This window comes from Phaeobacter gallaeciensis DSM 26640, assembly GCF_000511385.1.
Lineage (GTDB): Bacteria > Pseudomonadota > Alphaproteobacteria > Rhodobacterales > Rhodobacteraceae > Phaeobacter > Phaeobacter gallaeciensis.
In genome coordinates this window covers 1,869,154-1,883,414 of record NC_023137.1, presented here as the reverse complement: position 1 = coordinate 1,883,414, position 14,261 = coordinate 1,869,154, and the positions used below count along the sequence as shown (strand labels likewise).

Here is a 14,261-nt window from a genome sequence, read left to right as displayed (position 1 = left end):
CCTACCAATGATGATTGACGGACGGACATATTCCTTAAGGGAGCGCCAGGAAATTGCTCGCACGGCGAGGCGCCGTGTGGGTGCTGAAGTTGCTCTTGTTGCAACCTTCGGGGGTGCGGTTTTGTTCATCACGCTTTTCTGGTTTGGACCCTATGTGGTTTTTCCTGTCGCCAGCGCTCTCGGAATGACCATTTCCGCGACTGGTCTCGTTCTCGCGTTCGGAACGAGTATTAGTTGTGCTCTTTTGCACGGCCTGAGGCTGAAGAAAAAAGTGAAAAGCGCCAAAGAGCTAGATGCCGCTTTTCTTTATTCTTACGCAGGCAAAAGAGCGGAAGACCTTGAAAGTAAAGGGTACCCCAAACAACAAGAGGCACGTTCATGATCATCACAACCACACCAAACGTCGAAGGCTACCAGATATCCGACTACAAAGGCATCGTGGTGGGCGAGGCCATCATGGGCGCCAATGTGGTGCGCGATGTCTTCGCCTCCATCACCGACATCGTTGGCGGCCGCTCCGGCGCTTATGAAAGCAAGCTGCAGGACGCGCGCGAAACCGCGCTGGCAGAGCTGGAAGATCGCGCCCGCGCCAAGGGCGCAAACGCCGTTGTGGGCGTTGATCTGGATTACGAAGTGGTCGGTCAATCCATGCTGATGGTGTCGGCCAGCGGCACCGCAGTGGTGCTCGGCTAAGAATTCGCCCCTCGGGGCACAGGAACAACCGGGGCCTGTCCCCGAAGAGATATAAACGAGGAAAAAATGCTCGAAATCAAAAACCTGCACGTCAAACTTGAAGAAGAGGACAAGCAGATCCTCAAAGGCGTCAACCTCACCGTTGAAGCTGGCAAAGTGCACGCCATCATGGGGCCGAACGGTTCTGGTAAATCGACACTGTCCTACGTGCTGTCCGGTCGCGATGGCTATGAGGTGACCGATGGTGAGGCCTCGCTGGCGAGCGAAGATCTGCTGGAGATGGAACCGGAAGAGCGCGCCGCCGCAGGCGTCTTCCTGGCGTTCCAATATCCGGTTGAGATCCCCGGTGTGGGCAACATGACCTTCCTGCGCACTGCAGTGAACGCACAGCGCAAAGCCCGTGGCGAAGAAGAGCTGAGCGCCTCTGACTTCCTGAAAGAGGTCCGCGCCAAGGCGAAGACGCTGAAGATCGACGCCGACATGCTGAAGCGCCCGGTCAATGTGGGCTTCTCCGGTGGTGAGAAAAAGCGTAACGAAATCCTCCAGATGGCAATGCTCGAGCCGAAAATGTGCATCCTGGATGAGACCGATTCCGGTCTGGATGTGGATGCAATGAAACTGGTTTCCGAAGGCGTGAATGCCCTGCGCGACGAAGGCCGCGGTTTCCTCGTGATCACCCACTATCAGCGCCTGCTGGACCACATCAAACCCGACGTGGTTCACATCATGGCAGATGGTCGCATCGTCAAAACTGGTGGTCCTGAGCTGGCGCTGGAAGTTGAGAACAACGGCTATGCCGATATTCTGGCAGAGGGTGTGTAAATGGCGCTTGCTGACAGGAAACAAAGTGAAACAGAGGCGCGTCTGGCCACGCTGACCATGCCGGAGGGCGGTTGTCTGGCGGAGGCGCGTAAAGCTGCGCTGTCCCGCGTTCAGACTCTGGGCCTGCCTGGTCGTCGCGATGAATACTGGAAATATACCCGCCCGGATACGCTGACCTCTGCCGAGGCGCCGGCAGCAGCTGTATTTGATGCGGGTGAGGCTCCGATGTTCAGCGAATTTGATCGTATCAAGATCGTATTCGTGGATGGTGTTTTCGACGCCGATGCCTCGGATGAACTGGCGATGGAAGGGATCAGCATTGATCGCATTGCCGATATCTGCGCTAAAGATATCCATTGGGCCAAAGACTTGTACGGTGTTCTTGAAGCGCGTGGCCAGACACCTGTTGCGCGGCCACTGGCCGCACTTAATACTGCATTTGCGCGGGATGGTGTCGCGATCCGCGTCACTGGGACGCCTTCGAAACCTGTCAGCCTGATCTATCGCCACGCGTCAGAGGACTCGGATGCGATCCTGCATCACGTGATCCGTGTCGAAAGCGGGGCCACCGCGACCATTCTGGAAAACGGGCCTGCTGCCTCACGGTTCAACAAATGCATGGAAATTGACGTCGCCGACGGCGGTTCTCTGCACTTGGTGCGTGCACAAGGCCGCGACCACGAGCGTCGCGCGGCAACACATCTGTTTGCGCGTCTTGGCACTGAATCCGTTTTCAAATCCTTCACCCTGACCGTGAATGGCGTGCTGACCCGGAATGAGGCGGTGATCGAGCTGACCGGTGATGATGCCGTGGCCCATATCGCTGGTGCGTGTGTCGGTGATGGCGATTTCCATCACGACGACACTGTGTTCATCACTCATGACGCTGTGAACTGTGAGAGCCGTCAGGTCTTCAAGAAGGTTCTGCGCAACGGGGCGACCGGTGTGTTCCAAGGCAAGATCCTGGTGAAGGAAGGCGCGCAAAAGACTGATGGATATCAGATTTCACAGTCTCTGCTATTGGATGATGACAGCCAGTTCCTCGCCAAGCCTGAGCTGGAAATCTATGCCGATGACGTGGCCTGTTCGCATGGTTCAACCTCAGGTGCGATTGACGAAGAGGGGCTGTTCTATCTGCGCTCCCGTGGTGTACCGCATGCCGAAGCGACCGATCTCATGACGCTTGCGTTTCTCGCCGAGGCGGTGGACGAGATCGAGGATGCTGATATTGCGGCGAACGTTGTGGACCGGCTGGAAGGCTGGTTGGCCCGGCGCCGCTGATGTCCGTCAGTCAGGACATTGTTGCCACCTACAAGGGGCCGCGCAGAGTTTTTGCGCGGCGTCTTGCCATGGGGCTGCATGAAGACCGGCTGCTTGCCATTCTGATGGCTGGCTGCGCCATTGCGTTCATTGCGCAAATGCCAGTGCGGGCGCGGGAGGCACATCTGACCGGGCAGGAGTTGAACATGCTGCTGGGCGGATCGCTGCTTGCACTGCTGTTTATGGCGCCGCTGCTGTTATATGCGCTGGCGTTTCTGGCCCATGGGCTGGCCAGGATGGTCGGCGGCTCAGGCGGCAGCGCACAGGCCCGTCTGGCGTTGTTCTGGGCCTTTCTCGCGGCCAGCCCGCTGATGCTTCTAAACGGGCTCGTTGCTGGGTTCATAGGGTCGGGCCTTGAACTGACACTGGTCGGCGGGATCTGGTTTCTTCTGTTTCTCTGGTTCTGGGTTAGCGGTATGGCGCAGTCTTACTGGGGTGGAAAATGATACGGTACCAGACACTTGCAAGCCTGACCTTCAGTGCGCCAACCGCGGCGGCACGGGTGCTTCTGTCGGTGGATTGGCCCCGTCAGGCGCTCATTCTGGCTTTGTTGCTGACAGCGGTGCTGAACACTCTGGTGCTTGAAGTCGCGGATGCGATGCTGCCTAACGACAACAGTCTCCTGCCCAGTATGTCTCCGCTGCCCTATGCTGGTGCGGTTTTTGCCCTTCATCTGTGCATTACCGCGCTGCTGACCTGGACCGGTCGATGGATCGGTGGGCAGGCACGTTTTACTGATATACTTGCGGTCAACGTCTGGCTGAATGCGGTGCAGATTGTGCTTCTGGTAGCGGTGATACTGCTCCATTTGGTGCTGCCTCTGGCCGCATCGCTGATTGCGCTGGTGACAAATTTCGTCATGTTGGCGATCTTTCTGCTGTTCATCAAAGAAGCGCATCAGTTTACATCTGTCTGGCGGGCCATCGGCTCGGTTCTGATGTCGGCGATTTTGATCGTCATCCTTCTCTCTCTGCTTTTGGGGGCGCATGCCCCGGCACTATTGGGACTTCCCGACCATGTATGACGTCCAAAAAATTCGCGCTGATTTTCCGATCCTGTCCCGTCAGGTGAACGGTAAGCCGCTAACCTACCTGGACAATGGCGCGTCGGCGCAGAAACCTCAGGTGGTGATTGACGCCATTACCCGCGCATACTCAGAGGAATACTCTAATGTTCACAGGGGGTTGCATTATCTATCCAACCTTGCGACCGAGAAGTATGAGAGTGTGCGCGGTACGATCTCCCGTTTCCTGAATGCTGGCGATGAGAATACGATTGTGATGAATTCCGGCACCACGGAGGGCATCAACACCGTGGCCTATGGTTGGGCGATGCCGCAGCTGGAAGCCGGGGATGAGATCATTCTGAGCGTGATGGAGCACCACGCCAACATTGTGCCCTGGCATTTCCTGCGCGAACGTCAGGGCGTGGTGCTGAAGTGGGTTGAGACCGCCGCTGATGGCAGTCTTGATCCGCAGGCAGTACTGGACGCCATCGGCCCCAAGACCAAGCTGATCGCAATTACCCAATGTTCCAATGTGTTGGGAACCATTGTGGATGTGAAAACCATCTGCCGTGAAGCGCGTGACCAGGGCGTTGCGGTATTGGTCGACGGCTCGCAAGGTGCGGTCCATATGCCAGTGGATGTGCAGGATATCGGTTGTGATTTCTATGCGATTACAGGTCACAAACTCTACGGGCCGTCCTCATCAGGTGCGATCTATATTCGGCCCGAGCGTATGGCAGAGATGCGCCCCTTCATGGGCGGCGGCGACATGATCAAGGAAGTCGCCCGTGATCAGGTGCTCTACAATGATGCGCCGATGAAGTTTGAGGCGGGCACGCCGGGGATCGTGCAGATGATCGGTCTGGGCGTGGCGCTTGAATACATGATGGACATCGGCATGGAGAATATCGCCGCCCATGAGACGGCCATCACGACCTATGCCAACGAGCGGTTAAGCGGTTTAAACTGGGTGAATGTCCAGGGGCAAGCCGCTGACAAGGCTGCGATTTTCAGCTTCACCCTTGAGGGCGCCGCCCATGCGCATGATATTTCCACCATCCTTGATAAAAAGGGCGTGGCTGTACGCGCTGGTCAGCACTGTGCGGGGCCTTTGATGGACCATCTCGGCGTAGCCGCCACCTGTCGGGCCTCTTTTGGATTGTACAACACCAAGGAAGAAGTGGATGTTCTGATTGATGCGCTGGAGCTGGCCCACGAGCTGTTTGGCTAACACGCGCTAGTAGACGTCTTAATTTCGGCCGTTGTTGATCCTACGTATCATCTGTCAGCACGGCGCCAGTGTTTCGCTGTGCTGACAGAAGCCACTTCATATGTGCCACGGGGGCTGTGATCGGTGCGTTTTCGAGTATTGTCGTTTGAGCAGTGATCTCAGCTTTCAGTTACAGACTGAGTTTCGTGATAGATCTTTTGCAGCGCGTTCTCGAAATCTTTCGTCCAGGATTTGGTATCAAATAGCGGCAGCGTAGATCGCTGCACTCTCAGATGGTGTTTGATCCGCATCATCTCATCGGGGTTTTTCGCCAGACTGACAGCCTTGTCGATGAAGAGGTTTTCCGACTCCACAGAGAGCTCTGGCAGATGCGCCGCGCTAAGGATGCTGCTGGCGACACGGGCAGCGAATTGTTTTCCAGCAAGTGTCAATATCGGAACCCCGGCCCATAGGGCGTCTGACGCTGTCGTATGGGCATTATAGCTGAAACAATCTAAGCACAGGTCGACCTGTGCTATCCGGTCCAGGTGGTCAGCCTGTGGTAGCGCCCGGCAGGGTATGATCCGACCCGGATCCACGCCATGGGCTTCGGCCTTTTGAGCGATGACATCAGAGATATCGTCATTGCCCATGTAGAAAAGGAGCACCGTGTCCGGGGTGCTCTTGAGTATTTTCATCCATGTCGCGAACTCTCGCGGACCGACCTTGTAGGTGTTGTTCAGATTGGCAAAAATGAACTTGTCCTGTGGCAGGTTGTAGTCAGATCTTGTGTTGCGGTCCTCAGCGACATGGCGGCAATTGCTGTTCGGCTGATAGCAGTTGGGCAGTCTGAGGATCGTTTCGCTGTAATACCGCTCGGAGCCTTCCGGGATGGTGACATGATCGGCGATCATATAGTCCATCATGTCCATGCCGGTTGTCCCGGGAAAGCCAAGAAAAGAGACCTGAGCAGGGGCTGCACCATGGGCGAAGATCTCTTGCTTTGAGGCGAATGTATCGCCTTTGAGGTCGACGGCAATATCGACCTTGTCGCGGACAGATAAGTCAGCAATCGCTTCAGCTGTCAGGTCTGAGACATCCCTGTAGTGGTCTGCGAATTCGCGCACGAAAGCGCTTTCTTCTGACTGTTCTTTTGGCAGCAGATCGTAGACGAAGAATTCGAATGTCTCTCTATCATGCGCCTTCAGCGCACCTCTGAACAGATGCATCGTTGGATGTTCATAGAAATCGCTGGAGAAATATCCAATTCTAATTTTGGCGCAAGGATTATGGGGGGAAGGTTTGGCTCGTTTGGGCTTGGGAGCCCGCAGTCGCGCATTGTCGAGCTGGATCTGCGGATCGTCAAGATAGGTCAGCAACGCCAGCGGGTCTGGGATGTGTCCGGCTTGCTTCATCCTCTCCAGGCAGCGCTGTTCTTGTGCCGTACTCTCCCATGTCAGAAATTTGCGCCGAAGTCTCATGATAAGAGGGAGTGCGATCGGATTGTTCTCATCAATCGATAAAGCGGTTTCAAGGGCCATGAGCGCTTGCCTGTCAAATCCGCCATCTTTGAGTCGCGACCCCAGAGCGGCAATAAATACCGAATTTGACGGGGCCAGGGATAGGGCCGTTTCCTGAAGGGCGATTGCCTCGCCAATGCGGCCGGGAAGAGAGGCGACGATTTCAGCCAGATAATGATAGCTGAGCGCGGTCTCACCCTCATACGCGAGAGAGCTGCGCATCACCCGCTCAGCATCTGCGAAGTCACGGTTTCGCATAAGAAGAACCGCGCGCGTATAGAGCGGGCAATTAAATCCGTTTGGGAACGCAATAGTCAAACCGCAACTCCTGATCAGCGCGGTCTCGTTTTTGCAGAAATTGTTTAATGACAGGTGATGATCGGCCTAGTTTGGCGGGTATTGCCTCCGGTGTCACCGAGATAACGGCAAAACCCAGCGCAATCATTCGCGTGGCGACGTCAGGAGTGATCAGAATTTCAGGAAGTAATGGCGGAGAGACAGGGATTCGAACCCTGGGAACCCGTGAAGGCTCAACGGTTTTCGAGACCGCCCCGTTCGACCACTCCGGCACCTCTCCGCGGGGGGTGAGAGGCCGTTTAATGTGGAATTCGCAGGCGCGCAAGGGGGGATTTGGCGCATTGCGCAGGAAAATGGATTTTTCATTGTCTCCCGTAGGAAAACGCTTAGGTTTTGGATTATGATACAGCTTATGTCGTTCCGAACCCGCGTGATGCAAACGCTCTTGAGCCTTGTTCTTGCATCATTATTCGCAATCAGTGCTGCGCAAGGCGCGGAGCGGGACAGGGTGATCGCCTTTCTTGAAACCACCGGGTTTGATGTAGCCCTCGACAGTATAGCCCTCTCGGCAGAGATGGCGCCGGATATGCTGGGGGTGGATGCCGGAGACTTTGGCGCTGCCTGGGTGCGGTTGTCGCAGGATGTTTTCGACCGGCAGGAAATGCGCGAGATTGCCCTTGGTATCTTGGAGGAAACACTGGAGGAGGATGCGCTGGCCCACGCTGCTAAGTTCTACGCCAGCCCGCTGGGCGCGCGTTTGGTGCAGGCGGAGAATGCCTCTCATATGGTCGAGGATGATGAAACCAAGCAGCAGGCAGGGCTGCGCATCATATCTGATTTGGTGGCTGAAGGCAGTGAGCGCCCGCAGCTGTTCCAGCGCATGGGGCAGGCAATCGACGCCGATGGTACAGGTGTGAAGGCGGTGCAGGAAATCCAGTTTCGGTTCCTGATGGCGGCCAGTGCTGCCGACGTCATTGATCTGCAGCTGGATGCAGATGGGTTACGCGCTTTAATGAAGGATCAGCGAGCCTCAGTCCAGATGGCAATGCAGGCGGCAAATATGGCCGCAAACGCCTATACCTATCAGGCCTTTAGTAATGATGAGCTGGAAGAGTATATTGTGGCGCTGGAGCATCCGTTGATGCAGCGGGTCTATGAGTTGCTCAATGCGGTGACATTCGAAATCACGGCCAACCGTTTCGAAGTGCTGGCCTACCGGCTGAAAGATCTGGAACCGGCGCAGGATCTCTGAGGCCGATTATTCCGCGGCGATCTGTATCGGCCCGCAAGTCTGTTCCCGCTGCGTTGGCGATAATCGCCTAGGGTTGACAGCTTCCTCGTTTCGCCGCATAAGCCCGCATCCCGGCCCGGATTCTCTGTGCCGGGGTTTATTTGTCATACGCCCCCACGGGGCGCGCTGTTCGAGGTGGCCTTCGGGTCGAAACGCTGGACGCATCTGATGCGAAAGGGACCGTAGGACGCGGGTAGAAAAGGAAAGACGCATATGTTTGCGGTCCTCAAAACCGGCGGCAAGCAGTACAAAGTTCAGGCCGGCGATATGCTGCGCGTGGAAAAATTGGCTGCTGATGCTGGCGAAACAATCCAGTTCAACGACGTCCTGATGCTCGGTGGTGATGCACCGGTTGTGGGTGCGCCCTTTGTTGACGGTGCTGCGGTTCAGGCCGAAGTCGTCGATCAGATCAAAGGCGAGAAGGTCATTCACTTTGTGAAGCGCCGTCGTAAGCACTCTTCCAAGCGCACCAAGGGTCACCGTCAGAAGCTGACTCTGGTCAAGATCACCGAGATCCTGGCCTCCGGCGCTGACAAGTCCGGCGTGAAAGCTGCCAGCGGTCAGGGCGATGCGCCTGCTGCTAAAGCCGCTCCGGCTGCAAAAAAAGGCTGCGCCTGCTGCCACCGGTGACAACCTCACCGAGCTGACAGGTGTTGGTCCCGCCGCTGCCAAGAAGCTGGAAGAAGCCGGCCTGACCAGCTTTGCCCAGATCGCGGCCTTGTCGGATGCTGACATTGCTGCTATCGACGCGGTCAAAGTGAAGCCCGAATGGGTTGAACAGGCCAAAGAATTGGCTAAAGGCTAAGGAGATAGACAATGGCACATAAGAAAGCTGGTGGTTCCTCACGTAACGGCCGCGACTCAGCCGGTCGCCGCCTTGGCGTGAAACTCTATGGTGGCCAAGCGGCCATCTCTGGCAACATCATCGTACGTCAGCGCGGCACCAAGTTTTGGCCGGGCGAAGGCGTTGGCCTGGGCAAAGATCACACGATCTTTGCAACCACGGACGGTGCTGTGACCTTCCACAAAGGCCTCAAGGGCCGCACCTTTATTTCGGTTCTGCCAGTGGCGGAGGCCGCTGAATAAGCCGAACCTGAAAGGTGAGACACAATCAGGGGATCGGCGACATCGCCGGTCCCTTTTTTATTTTTGTCCCTATGGCAAAACCTAACCAGTTCTCAACGGCTTTGCGTTAGGGCAGGGCGCAACAGATTGTTAAGGCCCCGCGGTTTCATCCGGCAGCAAGATGAGTGTTGGTATTCTTCGAGAGGAGCAAGGGCATGAGTTTGGATCATAAAAGAGCAGAACAGCCCGTGATCGATACAGGGCGTTTTGTTCTGCGCCCGTTGCGCAAATCTGACGAAGGGTTGATCGCACATTACGTCAGCGACGAACGTGTTGCGCGCATGACCACCGCTATTCCTCACCCGCTGCCGCCCGGTGCCATTGAGGCCTTTGTCGCTCGCGCCCAGGACGAAGACCGTGAGGAAGATGTCTGGGCCATTGACGGCACCGCAGACGGTGGCGAGGAGCTGAAGGGCATTATCAGCCTCAAGCGGCTTGATCGCGACCAGAGCGAAGTCGGCTATTGGATTGCCCCGGTATTTTGGAATAATGGGCTGGCCTCAGACGCGTTGCGCGCTTTGGTCGAGACCAATCCGCAAGGGTGCAACGCGCTCTTTGCTAGCGCGTTTCAGGACAATCCGGCCTCCGCACGTGTGCTGACCCATTGCGGGTTCGAGTATCTTGGCGATGCCGAGACCTTCTCCGTGGCACGTGATGCAACCGTGCCAACCTGGACCTACAGCCGAAAACTCTGATTGGCGCGCTGCGCGGTTTGCGTTAAGTCGGGGCAGCAAGCCCCGGCACCGTCGGTACGCCCCATCTCATTCCTGCGCCCCTGGCGGCAGGTTATCAGCAAGGAGCTGACATGAAATTCCTCGATCTGGCCAAAGTCTACATTCGCTCCGGCGCGGGCGGGAACGGCTGCGTCAGCTTTCGCCGTGAAAAGTTTATGGAATACGGCGGTCCCGACGGTGGCGACGGTGGTCGCGGTGGCTCCGTCTGGGTTGAGGTGACCGAAGGGCTGAACACGCTGATTGACTTCCGCTATCAGCAGCACTTCTTTGCCAAGAATGGCCAGTCTGGCATGGGCCGTCAGCGCACGGGCAAGGACGGCGATGATATCGTGCTGCGGGTTCCTGTCGGTACCGAGATCATGGATGAAGATCAGGAGACCGTACTGGCCGACCTCACTGAGGTGGGCGAGCGTTTCCTATTGGCCAAAGGCGGCAATGGCGGTTTTGGCAACCTGCATTTCAAAAGCGCGACCAATCAGGCACCGCGTCGGGCCAATTCCGGTCAGGACGGGATCGAACGCACCATCTGGCTGCGTCTGAAGCTGATTGCTGATGTTGGCTTGCTGGGCCTGCCGAATGCAGGCAAATCCACATTCCTGTCCGCAACCTCTAATGCGCGACCAAAGATTGCTGATTACCCCTTTACCACGTTGCATCCCAACCTCGGCGTTGTGGGCATTGATGGGGTTGAATTTGTGGTTGCTGATATTCCCGGTCTGATTGCTGGCGCTCATGAAGGGCGTGGCATTGGCGACCGGTTCCTGGGGCATGTCGAGCGCTGTGCGGTGCTTTTGCATCTGGTCGATGGCACCTCGGACACCATCGCTGAAGATTACCAGACCATCATCAATGAGTTGGAAGCCTATGGTGGTGAGTTGGCGGAGAAGCCCCGTATCACGGCGCTGAACAAAATCGACTCCCTTGATGATGAAGAACGCGCCGAGGCCAAGGCCGCGCTGGAGGCTGCGGTGGGTGGACCTGTGTTCATGATGTCAGGTGTCAGCCGTGAAGGTCTGAACGAGGTGCTGCGGTCCATGCGGACCCAGATCGACGAAGATCGCCTGCGCCAGAAACCCCAAGAGGAGCAGGACACGTGGCAACCCTGACCGACGCCCAGCGTATCGTTGTCAAAATCGGGTCCGCCTTGTTGGTGGACCGGACAAGCGGTGCATTGCGGGCGGATTGGTTGCGGGCCTTGGCGGCGGATGTCGCCTGGCTGAAATCCATGGGCAAGGATGTGATCCTTGTCTCATCCGGCTCTATCGCGTTGGGGCGTCGGGTGCTGGGGCTGGCGGCACAGGAGCTGCCGTTGGAGCAGTCGCAGGCCGCGGCGGCCGTCGGCCAAATCCGGCTCGCAGGTGCTTATGAGGAGGCGCTGACCCCGCATCAGATCACCACGGCGCAGGTGTTGGTCACATTGGAAGACAGTGCGGATCGGCGTCGGTATCTGAATTCCCGCGCGACGTTGGAGACGCTCATTGGCCTTGGCGTGGTACCTATCGTCAACGAAAATGACACCATCGCCACCGATGAGATCCGCTATGGCGACAACGACCGGCTGGCGGCGCAGGTGGCGGTCACGGTTGGCGCGGATGCCCTCATCCTGCTGTCGGATGTCGATGGGTTCTACACTGCCAACCCGGCTTTGGATGCGGCGGCCCGACGCTATGATATCATCGACCAGATCACACCTGAGATTGAGGCCATGGCCGGCGACGGTGTCTCTGGCCTCTCCAAGGGCGGTATGATCACCAAATTGCTGGCGGCCAAAATGGCGACGGCGGCGGGTTGCGCTATGGCGATTACCGAAGGTTCGCCTGATAATCCACTGAAGTTGCTTGAAAATGGCGCAGCCTCGACGTGGTTCACCGCGCAGGATGATCCGCAGGTTGCGCGCAAGCGCTGGATCGCGGCAATGAAGACGCGCGGTGTTATTTCTGTGGACGAAGGCGCGGCTCGCGCGCTCGGCTCCGGTAAGAGCCTCTTGCCCGCGGGCATTCGACATATCGAAGGAGACTTTGGCCGCGGTGATCCGTTGGCCATCCTCGGCCCAGACGGGCGCAAACTGGGGCAGGGGCTCAGCCGCTATACAGCTGAGGAGGCCTCTGCCATCAAGGGGTGCCAATCGGTCGAGATTGAGGCAATCCTTGGCTATGCGGGCCGCGCTGCCGTCATTCACCGTGATGATATGGCGCTGTGACCGTGATCCATGTTAGGGCTGACCCCGCCTGACCACCAGATGTGTCAAAGAGGGTCCATAAAGGGTTTCCAGTGATGAATGAGACGCAAGATATTGCCACGCTGATGGCTGACATTGGCAAACGTGCAAAGCAAGCTGCTACGATTCTCGCGACAGCCACTGCCGAACGCAAAACGGCAGCGTTGAATGCTGCTGCAGATGCGGTTTGGGATGCTCGGGTGGAGATCATGGCTGCCAACGCCAAAGATCTCGATTTTGGTCGCAATAAAGGGCTGTCGCCTGCGATGATGGACCGGCTGGCGCTTGATGAAGACCGGATTTCGGGGATCGTCGCTGGGCTGCGCGCGGTTGCCGCACAACCCGATCCCGTTGGAGAGGTCTTGGCCGAATGGTCGCAACCCTCCGGGTTGGACATTCAGCGTGTGCGCACTCCACTTGGGGTGATCGGCGTGATCTACGAAAGCCGCCCGAATGTGACCGCAGATGCCGGCGCGCTGTGCCTCAAGTCCGGCAACGCGGTGATCCTGCGAGGTGGATCGGAGAGTTTTCATTCCAGTCAGGCCATTCATGGCTGTTTGGCCGCGGGTCTGCGTGCCGCCAACCTGCCTGAGGACGCCGTTCAACTGGTGCCGACGCGTGACCGTGCTGCGGTGCAGGAACTGCTCACCATGACCGATACGGTTGATGTGATTGTTCCGCGTGGCGGTAAGGGCTTGGTCGGTTTGGTGCAGCAGGAGGCCCGGGTGCCAGTCTTTGCACATTTGGAGGGAATCGTGCACATCTACCTCGACAAACATGCAGATCCGCAAAAGGCTCTGGAGATCGTACTGAACGCAAAAACCCGCAGGACTGGCATCTGTGGCGCGGCAGAATGTCTGCTAATCCACCGCGATATCGCCGAGACAATCGGCCGGGATGTGCTGACTGCGTTGGCGACAGCAGGGGTGGAAATCCGGGCTGAGGCTGGTCTGCCGGGGCCAGATGGGATGACAGCTGCCACCAGCGCTGATTGGGGCTGCGAATATCTGGATGCGATTATCGCGGCCAAGCAGGTTGATGATATCAATGGTGCGATTGCTCATATTCGGGCGCATCATTCGCAACACACCGATTGCATCATCACCGAAAACGATAGTGCTGTGGCGCAGTTCTTCGCTGAGCTGGACAGCGCGATCCTGATGCACAACGCCTCAACACAGTTTGCTGATGGCGGCGAATTTGGTATGGGAGCGGAGATCGGCATTGCGACGGGCAAGATGCACGCACGTGGGCCTGTCGGGGCAGCGCAGCTGACCAGCTTCAAATATCTGGTGCGTGGCCATGGTGCCGTACGCAGCTAACTGCGGGCGAGCATACATTAAAAAAGCGCTGCAAGTGATTGCAGCGCTTTCATTATATCCGACATTCGATCCAGCTTACATATGGACAGCTTAGAAATGGACCGTGACTCGTTCCAAGGTCTGTTCCACACGGACTGTGCGGCCTAGGTCTTTTGCAGCCTCTGGCAGCATGGCGAATTGAACCAATGCGGGTGTCACGGTTGCCGAGGAGGTGCCGCCGCTGACGCGCGCCCAGAGTTCATCATCAATATTCAGCTTGCTGCCCTCACCGATGACGGTCCATTTCCCGTCGGCACAGAGGATCTTGACCGTACCGCCATAGGGCAGGCCGGTTTCCAGGCACAGCGCCGCGAGGAAGGCCAGCCGCACCTCCGTCCGGCTGGAGGCCTCCTGTGGAGCCCATTGATATTTCAACCGGCCCCCTTTGCCGATATCTTCAAGCACGGAGACTACTTCGGCCCGGCTAATCTGCTGATCGCTGGCTGCGCCAAAGGCAATCCGGAAGAACCGGATGCGGGCATTGGCATTGGCCACACTGTCGGAGATCAACTCCAGCTCGGGACCGGACATATCTCCAGACATTCCAAGCAGTTCCAGCCCGTTGTTGATCGCGCCGATCGGGCTGATCAGGTCGTGGCAAATGCGCGACCCTATCAAAGCCGCGAGATTAGCGTTATCTACTGACATATCTTTCCTCCGAAGT

Annotated in this window: 15 protein-coding genes, 1 tRNA gene and 1 pseudogene; 14 read left to right on the top strand and 3 right to left on the bottom strand. The window is 57.3% G+C overall.

The features are described 5' to 3' along the window. Window positions 1-7: 7 nt before the first annotated feature. From GAL_RS09085 to GAL_RS09055, 7 genes are all read left to right on the top strand, one after another. Window positions 8-382, top strand: a complete 375-nt coding sequence (locus tag GAL_RS09085) for a hypothetical protein (protein ID WP_040104029.1) — start codon at window positions 8-10, stop codon at window positions 380-382. Continuing rightward, complete coding sequence (locus GAL_RS09080) at window positions 379-693, top strand: heavy metal-binding domain-containing protein (protein WP_014879981.1); 315 nt, start codon at window positions 379-381, stop codon at window positions 691-693. The genes GAL_RS09085 and GAL_RS09080 overlap by 4 nt, the downstream gene beginning before the upstream one ends. 66 nt (window positions 694-759) lie before the next feature. Next, window positions 760-1,515 (top strand): Fe-S cluster assembly ATPase SufC, encoded by a 756-nt coding sequence (sufC, locus tag GAL_RS09075; protein ID WP_024097289.1) that lies wholly within the window; start codon window positions 760-762, stop codon window positions 1,513-1,515. Next, window positions 1,516-2,796, top strand: a complete 1,281-nt coding sequence (locus tag GAL_RS09070) for a SufB/SufD family protein (RefSeq protein ID WP_024097288.1) — start codon at window positions 1,516-1,518, stop codon at window positions 2,794-2,796. Further along, the gene (locus tag GAL_RS09065) at window positions 2,796-3,281 is read left to right on the top strand and encodes a hypothetical protein (RefSeq protein ID WP_024097287.1); all 486 of its coding nucleotides are present in this window, start codon (window positions 2,796-2,798) and stop codon (window positions 3,279-3,281) included. Before GAL_RS09070 ends, GAL_RS09065 begins: the two co-directional genes overlap by 1 nt. Beyond that, complete coding sequence (locus tag GAL_RS09060) at window positions 3,278-3,859, top strand: YIP1 family protein (RefSeq protein ID WP_024097286.1); 582 nt, start codon at window positions 3,278-3,280, stop codon at window positions 3,857-3,859. The genes GAL_RS09065 and GAL_RS09060 overlap by 4 nt, the downstream gene beginning before the upstream one ends. Beyond that, the gene (locus tag GAL_RS09055) at window positions 3,852-5,072 is read left to right on the top strand and encodes a cysteine desulfurase (protein ID WP_024097285.1); all 1,221 of its coding nucleotides are present in this window, start codon (window positions 3,852-3,854) and stop codon (window positions 5,070-5,072) included. The genes GAL_RS09060 and GAL_RS09055 overlap by 8 nt, the downstream gene beginning before the upstream one ends. Window positions 5,073-5,230: 158 nt before the next feature. On the opposite strand, the gene GAL_RS09050 is transcribed toward GAL_RS09055, so the two are convergent. Further along, window positions 5,231-6,889: an O-linked N-acetylglucosamine transferase, SPINDLY family protein gene (locus tag GAL_RS09050; protein ID WP_024097284.1), complete on the bottom strand. Its 1,659-nt coding sequence runs from the start codon at window positions 6,887-6,889 to the stop codon at window positions 5,231-5,233. A gap of 169 nt (window positions 6,890-7,058) precedes the next feature. Then, window positions 7,059-7,148: transfer RNA gene (locus GAL_RS09045), tRNA-Ser, on the bottom strand. Window positions 7,149-7,268: 120 nt separating this feature from the next. On the opposite strand from GAL_RS09045, the gene GAL_RS09040 reads away from it, so the two are divergent. From GAL_RS09040 to GAL_RS09010, 7 genes and pseudogenes are all read left to right on the top strand, one after another. Further along, window positions 7,269-8,120 (top strand): DUF2059 domain-containing protein, encoded by an 852-nt coding sequence (locus GAL_RS09040; RefSeq protein WP_024097283.1) that lies wholly within the window; start codon window positions 7,269-7,271, stop codon window positions 8,118-8,120. Window positions 8,121-8,372: 252 nt separating this feature from the next. Continuing rightward, window positions 8,373-8,964 (top strand): annotated as a pseudogene (locus tag GAL_RS09035) (50S ribosomal protein L21). Between the two features lie 11 nt (window positions 8,965-8,975). Next, window positions 8,976-9,245 carry a 50S ribosomal protein L27 gene (gene rpmA / locus GAL_RS09030; RefSeq protein WP_014874659.1) on the top strand — a complete coding sequence of 90 codons (270 nt, stop codon included), beginning with the start codon at window positions 8,976-8,978 and terminating at the stop codon, window positions 9,243-9,245. 194 nt (window positions 9,246-9,439) lie between these two features. Further along, the gene (locus GAL_RS09025) at window positions 9,440-9,979 is read left to right on the top strand and encodes a GNAT family N-acetyltransferase (RefSeq protein WP_024097280.1); all 540 of its coding nucleotides are present in this window, start codon (window positions 9,440-9,442) and stop codon (window positions 9,977-9,979) included. Between the two features lie 110 nt (window positions 9,980-10,089). Beyond that, the gene (gene obgE, locus GAL_RS09020) at window positions 10,090-11,124 is read left to right on the top strand and encodes a GTPase ObgE (protein ID WP_024097279.1); all 1,035 of its coding nucleotides are present in this window, start codon (window positions 10,090-10,092) and stop codon (window positions 11,122-11,124) included. After that, entirely contained in the window at window positions 11,112-12,218 is a 1,107-nt protein-coding gene (proB, locus tag GAL_RS09015) for a glutamate 5-kinase (protein ID WP_024097278.1), read from the top strand. Before obgE ends, proB begins: the two co-directional genes overlap by 13 nt. A gap of 74 nt (window positions 12,219-12,292) precedes the next feature. Next, window positions 12,293-13,558, top strand: a complete 1,266-nt coding sequence (locus tag GAL_RS09010; RefSeq protein ID WP_024097277.1) for a glutamate-5-semialdehyde dehydrogenase — start codon at window positions 12,293-12,295, stop codon at window positions 13,556-13,558. 90 nt (window positions 13,559-13,648) lie between these two features. On the opposite strand, the gene GAL_RS09005 is transcribed toward GAL_RS09010, so the two are convergent. Beyond that, window positions 13,649-14,245: a histidine phosphotransferase family protein gene (locus GAL_RS09005; RefSeq protein WP_024097276.1), complete on the bottom strand. Its 597-nt coding sequence runs from the start codon at window positions 14,243-14,245 to the stop codon at window positions 13,649-13,651. Window positions 14,246-14,261 lie beyond the last annotated feature (16 nt).

Excerpts from the sequence above, each read along its gene's own strand:
- GAL_RS09060 (WP_024097286.1), top strand. The coding sequence starts at position 3,278 with ATGATACGGTACCAGACACTTGCAAGCCTGACCTTCAGTGCGCCAACC.
- GAL_RS09040 (WP_024097283.1), top strand. The coding sequence starts at position 7,269 with ATGATACAGCTTATGTCGTTCCGAACCCGCGTGATGCAAACGCTCTTG.
- GAL_RS09005 (WP_024097276.1), bottom strand. The coding sequence starts at position 14,245 with ATGTCAGTAGATAACGCTAATCTCGCGGCTTTGATAGGGTCGCGCATT.
- GAL_RS09070 (WP_024097288.1), top strand. The coding sequence starts at position 1,516 with ATGGCGCTTGCTGACAGGAAACAAAGTGAAACAGAGGCGCGTCTGGCC.
- obgE (WP_024097279.1), top strand. The coding sequence starts at position 10,090 with ATGAAATTCCTCGATCTGGCCAAAGTCTACATTCGCTCCGGCGCGGGC.
- GAL_RS09055 (WP_024097285.1), top strand. The coding sequence starts at position 3,852 with ATGTATGACGTCCAAAAAATTCGCGCTGATTTTCCGATCCTGTCCCGT.
- GAL_RS09085 (WP_040104029.1), top strand. The coding sequence starts at position 8 with ATGATGATTGACGGACGGACATATTCCTTAAGGGAGCGCCAGGAAATT.
- GAL_RS09065 (WP_024097287.1), top strand. The coding sequence starts at position 2,796 with ATGTCCGTCAGTCAGGACATTGTTGCCACCTACAAGGGGCCGCGCAGA.
- rpmA (WP_014874659.1), top strand. The coding sequence starts at position 8,976 with ATGGCACATAAGAAAGCTGGTGGTTCCTCACGTAACGGCCGCGACTCA.
- GAL_RS09010 (WP_024097277.1), top strand. The coding sequence starts at position 12,293 with ATGAATGAGACGCAAGATATTGCCACGCTGATGGCTGACATTGGCAAA.
- GAL_RS09025 (WP_024097280.1), top strand. The coding sequence starts at position 9,440 with ATGAGTTTGGATCATAAAAGAGCAGAACAGCCCGTGATCGATACAGGG.
- GAL_RS09080 (WP_014879981.1), top strand. The coding sequence starts at position 379 with ATGATCATCACAACCACACCAAACGTCGAAGGCTACCAGATATCCGAC.
- sufC (WP_024097289.1), top strand. The coding sequence starts at position 760 with ATGCTCGAAATCAAAAACCTGCACGTCAAACTTGAAGAAGAGGACAAG.